Raw genomic sequence first — 13,264 nt, 5'->3', positions numbered from 1 at the left:
CATTATAATGATGGGGAAGCGAGGTGAGGCCATGATGGCCCAACCGGGAGAAGCGCAGCTGGACAACCCTTCCAGCTACAAGCTGCTTTCCCTTGTCAGGCTCGGTTATTTTCTTGTGCTCAGCCTGATGTATTTATTCATTCAACACCCGCTCTCCCCCTGGACCAAGGGTTTCGTGATCGGCAGCATGGCGATCTTCGCCGTCAACCATTTTCTCTACCGGACGATGAAGCCCTCGTGGCGAATCCTGCTCGTGCTCGCCGCCGATACCGCCGTTACCGCCGCGTACAGCTACGTGTTTCTGAACCGCGAGTCGCCCGATCTGTTGTTCATGGGATTAGCCGGCCTTTATTTCTTCATGTTCATCCAATCGCGGACGGCCACGTTCATCTGGTACGGCTTCTTCGCCTGCAACGTCATCGCGCTCGTGGCGATTCAGCTGCACAAATACGGCCGCATCGAAGGCGCGTATTATATCGTGAACGGTTCCTTCGTCGTCTTCGCCTGCCTCGTGGGTTCGTTGATCCGTTATTACAAGCAATCCCGCCTGCAGACGGTCCGCCTGCACGGCGAGCTGGAACGCTCCTATAAGCGGCTGAACGAATACGCCCTTCAGGTCGAGGAGCTGTCCGTCAGCCGCGAACGGATTCGGATCGCGCGGGAAATCCACGATACGGTCGGCCATCATTTGACCGCGCTGCTGATCCAGCTCGAGCTGGCCGGCAAGCTGCAGGATATCGACCCGCCGAAGGGCCGCGAAAGCTTGCGCCAGTGCGAGGAGCTGGTCCGCTCCGTACTGCAGGACGTACGGCTGTCGGTGCGGACGATTCGCGAGGAAGAACGGCAGCTGACCGCCCGGGAATCCTTGAGCCGGCTTGCGGGCCAATTCTCGGACATGACCGGCATGCGGATCTCGGTCGACGTCGGCCCGGAGGCGGACGGGATCGAAGGCGCCCTGCATCTGACGTTGATTCGGATCGTGCAGGAATCGTTGACGAACGCGCAGAAGCACGGGGCGGCTTCGGCGGCATGGGTGACGCTGCGCATCGCCGGCCGGCGCATCGCCTTGACCGTCCGGAACAACGGTGCCGGCCAGCCGGACGTCAAGCCGGGGTTCGGGCTCCTGAACATGCAGGCGCGCGTGCAGGAGCATGGCGGGACGCTGGATATCGACGCGCGCCAAGGAGACGGCTTTGAAATTCGCATCGACCTTCCGTTCATCGGACAGGCCTTGCCGAAGGGGGCAGCAACATGATCAAAGTCATCGTCGCGGACGATCAGCGCTTGATGAGGGAGGGGCTCGCCGCGATCATCGGGTTGGAAAAGGACATCGAGGTAGCGGCGACCGTGGCGGACGGCCAAGCCGCCTACGAGCAGGCGGTTCGGCACCGGCCGGACGTCGTCGTCATGGACATCCGGATGCCCGTCGTCGACGGCGTCGAAGGGACGCGCCTGATCCGCCGCCATTTGCCCGAGGTCAACGTGCTCGTGCTGACGACGTTCGAGGACATCGAGCTCATCGTCAACGCGCTCGAGCACGGCGCGAACGGCTATCTGCTGAAGGATATGCCTTCGGATGCCATCGTCAGCGCCATCCGCGCCATTCATGCCGGCGGCACGGTGCTGCAGCCGACGATCACGGCCCGGATTCTCGAGGAACGGAAGCATCGTGACGCCGCGAACGCCTCGGGCCTTCCCGCCGCCGACCCGCGCCAGTCGCAGGCCGGCAGCTTGTCGGAGCGGGAGATGGACGTGCTGCGGCTGCTCGGTCGCGGGCTGAACAACCGGGAAATCGCCGAGGAGCTCGTCATTACGGAAGGCACCGTCAAGAACCACGTATCGAGCATCATCGCGAAGCTGGAATTGCGCGACCGTACGCAGGTCGCGATTTTCGCCGTGAAGTACGGCTTCGCCGCCTCCGAGGCATGACTTTCGGCATAACGGCATGCCGAAGGAACGAAAACGCATGCGCCCGCATGCGTTTTTTGCCGTTCGGATTCTATCGTTCCACAGATTCGCCCCGACGCTTCGCTTGCTACACTTAATGCAGAAGCAAACGAAAACGAGGAGCGATAACACATGATGAATGCAAGGCGCTTTGGGAAACGAATGATTGTGACGGCGATCGGCATCGGCAGCTTGTTGGGCTTGAACCTGCACGCCGATGCGGCGGGGACGGAGTCGCCGAGCGGGCAGGCGCCAACCATCCAACAGCAAATCGAGCGGTTGGCGCGCGCGAATATGGAGCAAGGGAGCATCCCCGGGGTTTCCCTCGTTGTCGTCCGGGACGGCAAAACGATCCTGAAAGAAGGTCTCGGTTACGCGGACGAACGGTCGGGACAGGCCGTCACCCCGGGCACGGTGTTCGGGCTCGGTTCCTTGTCGAAATCGTTTACCGGGCTCGCGGTCACGAATATGGCGGACCAGGGGCAGATCCGGTTGGCTGCGTCCGTATCCGATTATTTGCCCTGGTTTCACGCCGCGTACGACGGCGCGCCCGCCGACATTACCGTGGACCAGCTGATGGCGCATGCCAGCGGTTTCGGGACGGAGGCATTCCTCGACGTGCCCGCCTCGCCGGATCCGGACGCGCTGGAACAAGGCGCCCGGAGCCTGTTGCGCGTCCCGCTGCGCGCCGAACCGGGCACGACGTACCAGTATTCCAACGTGAATTTCAATCTGCTCGGGCTTCTGGCGGAGCGCATCTCCGGCCAATCCTATGCGGCATATATGAACGAGCATATTTTCAAGCCCCTGGGACTGAATAACACGAGCATCCGGTCGGAGACGCTTCCGCCGCTTATGGCCACCGGGTACAAGGCAGGATTCTACGGGGCTCGTCCCTATGAGGCGCCGCTGAGCCGCAGCCAATCGCCATCCGGCTTCATTCTGTCGAACGGCAGCGACATGGAGACTTGGTTGAAATTCAATCTCGGCCTGACGGAAGCTGCGGGGTATCATGCGGTACATCCGACGAAGGACAGCCCGTTCCGCTACTACGGCGGCTGGGAATTCGATCCCGCGGACGGGCGAATCCAGCATGGCGGCAACATCGAGAACTACTCGTCCTATATCGTGATGGATCCCGCGGCCAAAACAGGCGTCGTCGTGCTCGCCAATCTGAACTCCGCTTACACGACCGCCATCGGGGAAGGCGCGATGGCACTGCTGCAAGGGCATCCGGCAAGCACGGATTTTTCCGACGTGTACGTCCTGACCGACCAGGTCTGCTCCACGCTCATTCTCTCGCTGGGACCGCTCAGCCTCTTGGCCCTGTGGCCTTTGTTTCTGGCCATGCGGGCGATCCGTTCCGGCAAGCGGAAGCTCGGCATGCGGCCGGTGCGCGCGCTGTTGACCGCCGTCCTGCTCCTTGCGCTAGCTGCGGTCGTCTACGCGGCCATCCTCCTGCCGACCTTCGTCTTTCCCAACGCGGATTGGCGCTTCATCCTGGATTGGATGCCGGCAACGACGGTTTACGGCGTTCTGCTGCTGCTCTGTTTCCTCGCGCTTCTGACCGCCAATGCCATTCTCAGGCTGCTGTTCGATAAAACCAAACGCGAAGCGCAGCCTGTCCGCGCTTGATCGAGGCGCCCGCGCATGAACCCATGCTCCGGGCGCCTTCATTTCCGTCTATCCGTTCTGCTGCTCGTAGGCAATCTGGTGCCCGTCCTCGAAGCCTTTGGCGAACCCGAGGTTGTAGCCCTGATTGTAGGCGGCGTCGAAGGCCGCGTTATACCCGCTTTGAGGCGAGCGCTTCCTGCGCGGCGCAAGCTTGCCCTTGCCCGTGCGGGACTTGGACCGCTTGCCCTTCTGCCTCGGCGCCGCGCTGCTGCGCTTGCGCTTCGAGCCTGCCGTTTTGCGCCGTTTACTCCTACTGACGGCTGCTGCGACCACTTCGGTTTCCTCCTTTGCGCTCCGCCTGCTCCCCGCTTCCGCCCGGTAAACCCGTGCAGCGGTTCAGCCATGGCTTTGCCGCGGTCTTCCCGGCGCCGCGCTGCGCCGGATGGCGTTCCATCGCCTGCACCATCTCGGAGAGCGTCCGCTGCATGACCGCGAGCGACTTCATATTGCGCCGGATGGACACTGCCAAGGCCGCGTCATGACGCGCCATGTCCCCCACGCTTTCCAAAATGCTTGCTATGGCCGACTGGCTCCGGGAGAGCGCGCCGATCAGCGCGATGCGGGCTTCGCGCTCCAGCCGGTTCCGGTCCACTAGTCTTTCTCCCCCATATCGAAGGAGCCCCCGAGCATGCCTTCGAAACCGCCCTCCGCTTCGCCGTCGTGGCGCAGCGCGGCTTTCAGCACGTTCGTCATGCCCATGCTCAGCTTCGTCAGCCCGTCGATCACTTCGACCAGCTGATCATGAATCTGCAGGGCCGCCTTCAAATGTTCCTGCTGATCGGCGAACGCGTCCGGCGTGACGTGATTGACCATCCACGACCGTACCTTCTCCGCCTCCAGCGCCTTGGCCTCCAAAATCATCGCCACGTTCCACTGCAGCTTGGCGGAGGCGTCCAGCATTCTGACATACGCCGTTTCCCGACTCATGAGACGATGCTCCCCTTCCTCCGCCTTACTCTTCGTCCTCGACCGCGAATTCCTTCATGACCGCGGACAAGGTAGCCGCGAGCGATTCCTGAAGCTCGGCGATGCTGTTCAAATAAGCGACGACGCTGCCCGTCACCGCTTTGGAATTGTCCATTACCCCTTCGAAGCCGCCGAAATCGGGATGCTGATCCGGAAGCGCGTGCACGAGCTGCGCCATTCGGACGGCGACGTGGCGCTTGCCTTCCAGAATGCGCGACAGCTGTTCATGCGAATGGGACATATGCTCGATCATTTCCGTCAAAATTTGCTGCACGACACCGTCCTCCTTAACTTGACCCTCCGTCTCTATTCACCGCGTCGGTCACTATCAGCATATGCGCGGCATCCGCCGTGCGGTACAGCCGAAACGGCGGCGCGCGGAAGAGAACAGCGCTCCATCGTTGCTGCTGCGGCGCGTTCAAACGGACGCGGCTGTGACGAGATGGCCCGGCGCGTGAACCGAGGCATGGCGAAGGACGGCGATGCTGGGGCGCCGTATGTGCTCCGCCGACACGGACAGGCGCGGAACCCGCGCGGCCGGCAAAGCAAAAAGCGTCGACGCGCCGACGCTGTACATGCTCCGCGACCCGAACCGGCGCGGCGCCCGCTCCGCTACAAATGCTCCGCAACACGGACCGGCGCGATGACGGGCAGTCCTGCGGCAAGCCCGCCGCGCTGCTCGGGCGATAACGCGATGCCAGGGCGCAGCTGCATGCCCCAAGCCTCCGCCGTTTTCGCGGTCGGCACGATGCGCCGCGTTCCGTTCTCGGCCATATAGAGGGCGCCGCCCTCTTCCCAGATCGGCGGCTGACTCGACCAGGCTGCCTCCACGGCTTCCGCCGCGACGGGTTCGCCCGCCGGCCAGCGGCGGACGTCGATCTGCGACAGACGGATGACGGGCTGCCGCAAGTCGCCGACGACCGGTCTTCGAACGCCGCCCTCGATCCAATACCGCGTCTCCGTCACGCCGCGCACGACGACCCCCTGCGGGAAGAACGACGCCTCGCCCTGAGGCGACAATCCTTCGCCCGTTTGCCGGACCGCATGGATCAGCTCGTGCGGATTGCCCCATTTGTCCGTATAGACATGCTCGTTGCGATCGTTCACTTCCTGGAACTTCTCGCCGAGCGCCTTCATGCTGACGCTGCCGAAATGATGGATGAACGTATCCCCCGCCATCGCAAGGTCGTAGCCCTGCAGCCGCACGCGGATATTGTAATCGTCGTCCTCGAAGTTGCCGATCTCGAAGCCTTCGTCCAAGTACCCCGTCCGCTCCCACAGCTCGCGCCGGAACAGCAGGCAGAAGCCCGTCAGCCGGTCGGTGCGCCGCCACTTGGCCGGATCGCCGATATTGAACCGCCGCGCGAACGGCGCGATTCCGCTTTCTTCCGTATAAGGGACCTCGATGCGCTGTTCGCCGCTGATATAGTTGGTGACGGGGCCGACCATGCCGATGCCGGGATCGCTGTTCAGGCAGGCGAGCATATTGTCCAGCCAGCGCTCGGTGACGATGGTATCGTTGTTGAGCAGCAGCATCGTGCTGCCTTTGGCCATCATCATGCCGACGTTGACCGCGCCGGCGAAGCCGCGGTTCCGCTCCAGTACGCGGAAGCGCACGACGCCGCCCACGGAACGCAGGTACTCGCCCGTGCCGTCCGTGGACGCATTGTCCACGACGACGATCTCATAGGCGGAGGTCGTGCGGTCATGGATGCTCACGATGCATTTCTTTAAGTAATCGAGCTGGTTGTAGCTCGGAATGATGATGCTGGTGCCTTCGAAATGCGTGCCGAAGCTTTCTCTCCCCGACCGCACGCCCTCCTGGTAGCCGGATGCCATGCCGGCCTCGAAGCGGCCGCCGGACTTCATCCGCCGGCGGGGACGGGAACGCGGCGCCGTCTTGCGTTTGCGCCGCGATTGCGTTAGCTTTCTCATGGGATGCTTCTCCTTCCGTGATTGCCGGCGCGCGAAGGCGGGCGGGATTAGAGCGCGTATTTGCCTCTGACGATGCCGTCCGCCATATGGCCAAAGTCAAGCGCGGTCCTGCCGAGCTCGCCGGCGATCCGGGTGCAGATCATGACCGCGGCGATGCCCGCGGATACGAGCGCCAGATTGAAATCGATGCTCCGGACCTCCTGCATGACCCGTTCGATGTCGTCCACCCCTCTGACGGGACTGATCGTGCCGCTTACCGCGAAACCCTGCGCCGCCAGCAGATGCCCGAGCGCGGGCGCCAGGTTGCCGATCACGAGCAGCTGCTTGCCCGTCAGCAGCCGGCCGAGCAATCCCGCCTGGTGAAGGTCGTAATTGACCGCAGAATGCGTCATCCGCAACTCCGACGGCGCGATCCCATGCCCGCGGAGAACCGGATGAAGCAGCGGCTGAAAATGTTTCCGGCGCGACAAGGGCACGCCGACGACGTGCGCCTCGCGGACCGCCTGCGCCAGCTGGTCCCTCGCCCTCAAGTCCGGCGGATTCACGCCGGCGTAAGGCAGGAAACCGCCTTCCCGCTGAATCGTGCCCGGATCGTATACGACCTCCTGGGCGAGCGTCAGCAATTCGCCGTCTCCCAGCCGCACGACCGCGCACGGCCGCCGTTCGTTGACCGCCGCCTCCATTTCCATGAATACCTCGTGCACGTCCATGAGCGGATGGCAATGCGGCCGGACCTGTTCGGCGCCCAGCGCGATGATCTCGCGCAGGCTGATCTCTGGCAGCAGCCGATGGATCGGCATCGCCTGTTCCAGCAGCAGCTCGCCGCCCTCGTAGCGGCCCAGCTCGTAACCCGCCGTGTAGGCGTTCTCGTTGTAATTCTCCCTCGGCGGCCCGTCGGCGGCCAGCGGATGCTGCGGATCCTGCGGTTGGGACTGCCTGTCGGCCGGTTTAAGGCCCGGACGAAGCTTCCCTTTCCGGCCGCGACGCTTCCGGAGGGCGCCTTTCCCCGCTCTTGTCCGTTTCTTGCCTTCCGCGCCGCGCGCCGCGCTTGCTCCGGGGACGGCTCCCCCGCCGCCGGTTCCGCGCTTGCGACCCGTTTTTACCGCGGTTTTGTCCGCGGTGCCGGTCGTCTTGCCGGCCAAGCCGCGGCGGGTCGGGCCTGCCCCGGCAGGAGCCGCGTAGACCGCCGCGGTTCTGGCGATCGCTCCCTTGTCTACGCTCATGGCAGATCCCCCATCAGCTTCTGCGTCGCTTCCAGCAGCGAACGGAACGTTCCGGCGTCCGCCCACCAGCCGCTCAGATGCCGGTATTCCAGCTTCCCTTTCGCCGCGTACGCGTTATTCACGTCCGTAATCTCCAGCTCTCCGCGCTGCGATGGCGACTGCGCCGCGATGGCGTCGAACACGGTGCCGTCGTACATGTAGATGCCCGTCACGCAGCTGTCCGTCAGAGGCGCTGCCGGCTTCTCGTCGATATGGACGATGCGGCCGTCGCCGTCGAATACCGGGACGCCGTAACGCTCCGGATCCGGCACTTGCTTGAGCAGCACCATGGCGCCCTCCGGCTGCGTACGGAACGCGTCCAGATGCGGCTTCAGCGGTTCCTCGAACAAATTGTCCCCCAGCAGCACGACGAACTTCCCGTCTCCCCCGATGAACGGGCGCGCCAGCTCCAGCGCCTGCGCGATGCCTCCCGCTTCTTCCTGCACCCGGTAAGTAAGCGACACCCCGTAATCTCTGCCGCTGCCGAGAAACGACGCGAAGTCCCCAAGCGCTTTCCTGTCCGTGACGAGCAAGATATCCGAGATGCCCGCGGCCTGCAGGCTGCCCAAGCCGTAGCAGATCATCGGCAGCTTGCCTACCGGCAGCAGATGCTTGTTCAGCAGCTTCGTCAGGGGCCGAAGCCGCGTACCCGTCCCGCCGGCCAAGATAACAGCTTTCAAATGAACGACCTCCCAACGGTTACATGAAATTCGCAGGATCGACCTGCCATTTTGCCATGAAGAGCCCTCTGTTGCGTTCGACGAGCTGCTGCACCTCCGCGGCGTTGCCGCGTTTGAAGCTTGCGCTGCCCTCGTGGTGGACGAATACGTCCTTGCACATCAGCAGGCCGAACCCGTGCATCCGGGCACGGAAGCAGTAATCGTCGTCTTCGTAGTGACCGGGCGAGAAACGTTCGTCGAGCTCGCCGATCCGTTCGTATAACGCCCTCCGAAACAGCATGCAGAAGCCGACCAGCCGCAGGATCGGTTCATATCCGCCCGCTTCGCGGACGACGGCGTCCGCGGCCGCGCGATGAAAATCGATCCGCGAGCCGAACGGATAATCGACCTGCTGCCTGCCGCTCGCATAGTTCGTGACCGGTCCGACGATTCCGATGTCCGCGCGGTTGTCGAGCGCCTGCCGCAAGCCCTGCAGCCAGCCGAAGGACACCGTGACGTCATTGTTCAGAAGCAGGAAGTATTCCCCGTTCGCGGCGCGCATGCCCTTGTTGCACGCCCTGGGAAACCCGGTGTTGCGGGCCAGCGACACGCAGGCGATGCCCTCTCCGGCGCACCAGTTCGGCGTGCCGTCGGACGATCCGTTGTCGACGGCGATGATTTCGTAGGGCGTCTGCACCGGATCCGTGTACAACCGGATGGAGGCGACCGCGGACTGAAGCAGCGCCAGGCCGTTGAACGTCGGAATGATGATGCTCGTCAGGCCGTTCATGTCCCGCCTCCTTCCGCCGCGAATCTGCGCCGCGCCTGGTCAGGCAAAGCCAGCCGCGCCCCGTTCTCGCGCATGGCGGCTCGCAGCGCCTCGATATGGTCGCCTGCCGAAAGCTTCGCCGCAGCCGTTGCCGTTGCCGCTCCGCCGGCGTTCCCATTCAATGCGCCGCCTTTTCTCGCGGTATGCATCGGCACGCACCGAATGCGAAGCTGCAGCTCGATCGCCGCCCGTTGCGCCATTGCCGGCACGGCAAGCTGCGCCAGTCCGACGCGCTCCATGCTTTGCCGCGTCCACGCATGCGGGAGCACCGCAACGGAGTTGGCATGCAGATCCGGCTGCCCGAGCGACCAGTTCATGAACGCCCGGATCCGCGCCGCGTCGTCCCAGCCCCGGAACGCGCCGAGCTGTCCGCTCACGTCCGCCAGCGCCAAGTCGCTTCCCGCCTGTACTTCCGCCAGCAGCCCTGCCAGCCGCTCTGCCGGAACCGGCGTTTCCCCGTCCGCGAACAGAATCAGCTCCGCGTCCGTCATCCTGGCCCCGACCGTCCGTCCCACGTCCGTACCGAGCCGTTCCCGCGTATGGACGATCGTGATCTCCGGCAAGGAGCGCAGCCGCGCGAATGCCTCCTCGCCCCCGTCCTCCAGCACCACGACGATCTCCTGCAGCGGCAGGCGAAGCAGCTGCTGCACCGCCTCGGGCCGGGTGCGGGAGCCCGCAAGGACGACGGCCGCCGCGGATTTCGTCAGCGCGACGGGCAACCATGCGCCCTTCGGCAGATGCAGCCCCGCCGCGAATCCGTCCGCGTACGCCCTGCCGCGCGGCTGCGCATGCTCGCCGCGCCGCGTTCGCGCGCCCCTCAGGCAGCGCCGCGTCCAGTGCTCGTTCATGCGCAGCTTGGCATCCGGTCCGGCGGGAGCGGGGCCGCTTCGAAGAAGCGCCGAGGCATCGGCGAAGCCTGCCGCGTAATCGGATTGCAGCGAACCCGCGTACCCGCTTCGGCCCGGTCGTCTCGCGGTCGCGGCATTTCTCCTTATGGACATCCGGCTGCCGCCTCCGCGGCCGCGTTTATGGCCCGCTTTGCCGGGGCGGCCTCTTCTCGACGCTTGCATGTCATCACCTCGCAAATTCGCGTTTTCGCTCCGTGTCGCCATAGCCGCCGCGATCGTCGGTTTGCCGGGCCAGCCAGTCGATCGCTTCCAGATGATCGCCGACGATGAGCCGCTCCAGCGGATTCGTGCGCTCTCTCTGCTTGCGAAGCAGGTTCAGCTTGCCGACGTTGATATGTTTGACCGCCTTCACCGCTAATCCGAGCCGGACGGCCTTGGCATGGGCAAGCGGCGGTACGGCGAGCGCGTCCGCGCCGATCGCCTCCAGCGCTCGGCGGCTGACGGCATGCGGTACCGCCGTCATGGAGGTGCCCTGCAGGTCAGGTCTTCCGAGCAGCGCGTTGAGCGCGTGTTTGGCCAACACGACGCTGTGCACGACCGCTTTATTCGTCGGACCCGAATAATCGTTCAGCGCCACGTCCGCCTCGCCCCGCAGGACGGACTGCACGAAAGGCTTCAGCTGCGCGGCCGGTATGATCATATCCCCGTCGATGAACAGCAGCGCGCTGCCTCGTGCCGCGTTCGCCCCTACCCCTCGGCCGACGTCGTGGCCGAGCGGTTCCGCGAATGCGAGGACGCGCGCGCCCTTCCTTCGCGCGATGTCCGCCGACCCGTCCGTCGAGCCGTTCGCGACGACGATCACTTCCGTGTTCGGATGGACGCGCCGCGCCTCATCGATGATCCGTCCGATCGTGCGGCGTTCGTTCATGACCGGAATGATGACGGAGACGAGCGGCGCTCCGGCTGCCGCGCCAGGAGGCTGCGGCACGCGCGGCGGGAATGCGGCGGCTGCCGGCGCTATCGGCAGCATGGGCGACTTGGCTATCGGCGCTTCGGCTGCCGGCGGCAGCTTGCGGCGGAGCGCCGGACCGAGCGGCTGCCGGGATGTCCCGCGGGCAGCCGCGGCGCCGCCGGCTCGCTGCCGCCGCTTTCGCAGCGCCTGCTTCTGTCTTCCTGCGTAGGCATGCTTGATCGCGGCCGTTCTCGCCGCCTTGGCTGATGCCGGTGCCGCGACTCGCTTAGCGCGGCCCGGCGCTTCGGATGCGGACGACGCCCTCGCCGCCGATTTGGAAACGCGGGCTCGCGGAGCGCGCTGCTTCTTGCCGCTCGCCCGAGCCGGGGACATTTCCGAATCCGGCGACGGCCATGCCGTCTCCTTCTCTGCCTCGGGCGCGGGCAATGCGCCGGACGGCTTCGCCGCGATTGGCGCCTCCTTGCGGAACAGCAGGACGCCGTTCTTGCGCAAGGCCGTTTTGGTGCCGATTGGCTGCTGCATCCCTTTCACCTGCCCTAAATCTTCTTGTTACCAGTTAGTGTATGGACGAATGAGAGTAAGAGGAACGGCTGATGTACGTCAAGGCGCTCGCCTTGCCTGATGTTTCCCCAGGATCGCCGACGCAATCTAGCGACCGGCAAATGCCGTTGAAAGAAGGAGGCGATTCATGATGATAGAGGACCTCGCAGCCCGGCAGACGCTGTTTTCCTGAAGCGAACCGTCTGCATGGCTTGTTCGGCGAAAAGGAACGCGAACCGGAGGATGATCAGCAGCCGTCCGGCGCTAACTGACCGCCGCCATTTATTCGCGATATGTCGGTCGCCGCAGCCGATAAAGCAAAAATCGCCCTGCCGCAAGCGGCAGGGCGATTCATGGTTTTGACAAAGCTATTATAAATTAAGGGTGTACGGGCTCTCGCCGTTGCCCTCCTCGTCGTCATGCGTGAAATAAAACGCGTCGCCTTCCCTTCGGTCGAATTCAAACCCATCCCCGCTGTAATCGAAGTCCATGGCGTACCGGCTTCGTTCCTCGATCCGCTTCTGATCGTCCGCCGGCAGCAGCTGCTCGTACAACAGCACGGCCGACTTCGTCTTCAAGTTCACGAGTGCGAGCATCTGATTCAGGTAGAGACGAACGACCAGCGCGTCATCGGCCGCATAGACGACCGTGATGGCATCCTCCGTGTCCAGCATGTTCCCCACGTCCGCCGCCAGCTTGACGGAGCCGTCCGGCTTCGCCAACAGGACGCGCCCGTTGTCGACAAGCGCGATTCCGCCCGCATAATGGAATACGCTGTCCGTACGCCGGACGCCGTAATACTCGGCCTTGCTCTGCAGCGCCAGCTTGCCCTGATGCAGGATCAACTTATAAACGTTCGTTCCCAGGCTTGGCTCTCCGTATGTATCCGTTACCGTGACGGCGATGTTCTGCGCGTCCAGGCGCTCCGTTTCCGCATAGCCCGCTCCTTTGAGGCTAACGTTCGTCGTGCCCGCCGCTGCCGGACGTTCTCCCGCGCGCGCCGTATAGAGTTGACGCGTCCGGCCATCCAGCCAGATCAATGCCGGCGCGTCGTCGTTACCGTACTCGGTCAGGTAGCGCTCGGCATAGGCGACGACGAGCAGCCGGCGCGCCGCGTCGTACCGCGCGTCCGCATGAAGCAGGGAGGCAATCTCGCGAATCGCCAGATAAGCGGTCTTTTGCTGCACGATCAGTCCCGCGCCGTCCAATCGGACGGATACGCCGTTCACGGTCGCCTGCCTGGAGTCGCGGCGATATTCGGCAAACGCGCCCGGATAGGCAAGCGTGACCTGCGCGCCGTCCTTCGACGATATCAGGCTGACGTCGCGAAACAACGTCCGCAGATCCTGAATCGAGACGTATAAGCGGCCGTTCGATGACCTGACCGGGGCTTGCAGCTCGACCTTCCATTCTTGGCTGCCGTCCTTGCGCATCAAGCCGATCGGCTGATTCGTTTTCTTGGCCGCGATGCCCTCGCGAGCCGGTGGCCGGGCAGCGGCATGCACGCCGACCGGCAGGACGGCCCCGGCAAACCCTTGGATGAATACTGCGGCAACCAATAGTCGGAATAGGACGCCGGATAACGGATTACGGCCGCTTGCGACGAACTTCTTGGGCATATGCGTTCAACT

The 13,264-nt window shown here is 64.2% G+C and carries 14 protein-coding genes; 3 read left to right on the top strand and 11 right to left on the bottom strand.

Annotated features, from left to right (window positions below):
- Window positions 1–31 precede the first annotated feature (31 nt).
- The 3 genes from AC50YL_RS28820 to AC50YL_RS28810 all read left to right on the top strand — a co-directional run bounded on the left by AC50YL_RS28820 (window position 32) and on the right by AC50YL_RS28810 (window position 3,582).
- Window positions 32–1,255: a sensor histidine kinase gene (locus tag AC50YL_RS28820; protein ID WP_494836518.1), complete on the top strand. Its 1,224-nt coding sequence runs from the start codon at window positions 32–34 to the stop codon at window positions 1,253–1,255.
- Window positions 1,252–1,929, top strand: coding sequence for a response regulator (locus AC50YL_RS28815; protein ID WP_494836517.1), 678 nt, complete (start codon window positions 1,252–1,254; stop codon window positions 1,927–1,929). Before AC50YL_RS28820 ends, AC50YL_RS28815 begins: the two co-directional genes overlap by 4 nt.
- Before the next feature lie 150 nt (window positions 1,930–2,079).
- Window positions 2,080–3,582: a serine hydrolase domain-containing protein gene (locus tag AC50YL_RS28810; RefSeq protein ID WP_494836516.1), complete on the top strand. Its 1,503-nt coding sequence runs from the start codon at window positions 2,080–2,082 to the stop codon at window positions 3,580–3,582.
- A 48-nt stretch (window positions 3,583–3,630) separates the two neighbouring features.
- Here the strand turns inward: AC50YL_RS28810 and AC50YL_RS28805 are convergent, their stop codons facing one another.
- From AC50YL_RS28805 to AC50YL_RS28755, 11 genes are all read right to left on the bottom strand, one after another.
- Window positions 3,631–3,894 carry a hypothetical protein gene (locus AC50YL_RS28805; protein WP_494836515.1) on the bottom strand — a complete coding sequence of 88 codons (264 nt, stop codon included), beginning with the start codon at window positions 3,892–3,894 and terminating at the stop codon, window positions 3,631–3,633.
- Window positions 3,872–4,213, bottom strand: coding sequence for a hypothetical protein (locus AC50YL_RS28800; RefSeq protein ID WP_494836513.1), 342 nt, complete (start codon window positions 4,211–4,213; stop codon window positions 3,872–3,874). The genes AC50YL_RS28805 and AC50YL_RS28800 overlap by 23 nt, the downstream gene beginning before the upstream one ends.
- Entirely contained in the window at window positions 4,213–4,548 is a 336-nt protein-coding gene (locus AC50YL_RS28795; RefSeq protein WP_494836512.1) for an alpha-helical endospore appendage domain-containing protein, read from the bottom strand. Before AC50YL_RS28795 ends, AC50YL_RS28800 begins: the two co-directional genes overlap by 1 nt.
- 25 nt (window positions 4,549–4,573) lie before the next feature.
- Complete coding sequence (locus tag AC50YL_RS28790; protein WP_494836511.1) at window positions 4,574–4,861, bottom strand: nucleoside-diphosphate sugar epimerase; 288 nt, start codon at window positions 4,859–4,861, stop codon at window positions 4,574–4,576.
- A 338-nt stretch (window positions 4,862–5,199) separates the two neighbouring features.
- Window positions 5,200–6,522 carry a glycosyltransferase family 2 protein gene (locus AC50YL_RS28785; protein ID WP_494836510.1) on the bottom strand — a complete coding sequence of 441 codons (1,323 nt, stop codon included), beginning with the start codon at window positions 6,520–6,522 and terminating at the stop codon, window positions 5,200–5,202.
- Between the two features lie 47 nt (window positions 6,523–6,569).
- Entirely contained in the window at window positions 6,570–7,745 is a 1,176-nt protein-coding gene (locus AC50YL_RS28780) for a GT-D fold domain-containing protein (RefSeq protein WP_494836508.1), read from the bottom strand.
- On the bottom strand, window positions 7,742–8,464 hold the full coding sequence (locus tag AC50YL_RS28775) for a sugar phosphate nucleotidyltransferase (RefSeq protein WP_494836507.1): 723 nt from the start codon (window positions 8,462–8,464) through the stop codon (window positions 7,742–7,744). The genes AC50YL_RS28780 and AC50YL_RS28775 overlap by 4 nt, the downstream gene beginning before the upstream one ends.
- 19 nt (window positions 8,465–8,483) lie before the next feature.
- Entirely contained in the window at window positions 8,484–9,233 is a 750-nt protein-coding gene (locus tag AC50YL_RS28770; protein WP_494836505.1) for a glycosyltransferase family 2 protein, read from the bottom strand.
- Window positions 9,230–10,273 carry a hypothetical protein gene (locus tag AC50YL_RS28765; protein ID WP_494836504.1) on the bottom strand — a complete coding sequence of 348 codons (1,044 nt, stop codon included), beginning with the start codon at window positions 10,271–10,273 and terminating at the stop codon, window positions 9,230–9,232. Before AC50YL_RS28765 ends, AC50YL_RS28770 begins: the two co-directional genes overlap by 4 nt.
- 73 nt (window positions 10,274–10,346) lie before the next feature.
- Window positions 10,347–11,615, bottom strand: coding sequence for a glycosyltransferase family 2 protein (locus AC50YL_RS28760; RefSeq protein WP_494836503.1), 1,269 nt, complete (start codon window positions 11,613–11,615; stop codon window positions 10,347–10,349).
- A 389-nt stretch (window positions 11,616–12,004) separates the two neighbouring features.
- Window positions 12,005–13,252 (bottom strand): stalk domain-containing protein, encoded by a 1,248-nt coding sequence (locus AC50YL_RS28755; RefSeq protein WP_494836501.1) that lies wholly within the window; start codon window positions 13,250–13,252, stop codon window positions 12,005–12,007.
- Between the last annotated feature and the right edge of the window lie 12 nt (window positions 13,253–13,264).

Source organism: Paenibacillus sp. J22P277, assembly GCF_059383675.1.
Note: the sequence above shows the minus strand (reverse complement) of the source record. Positions and strands in the feature narration are given on the sequence as shown.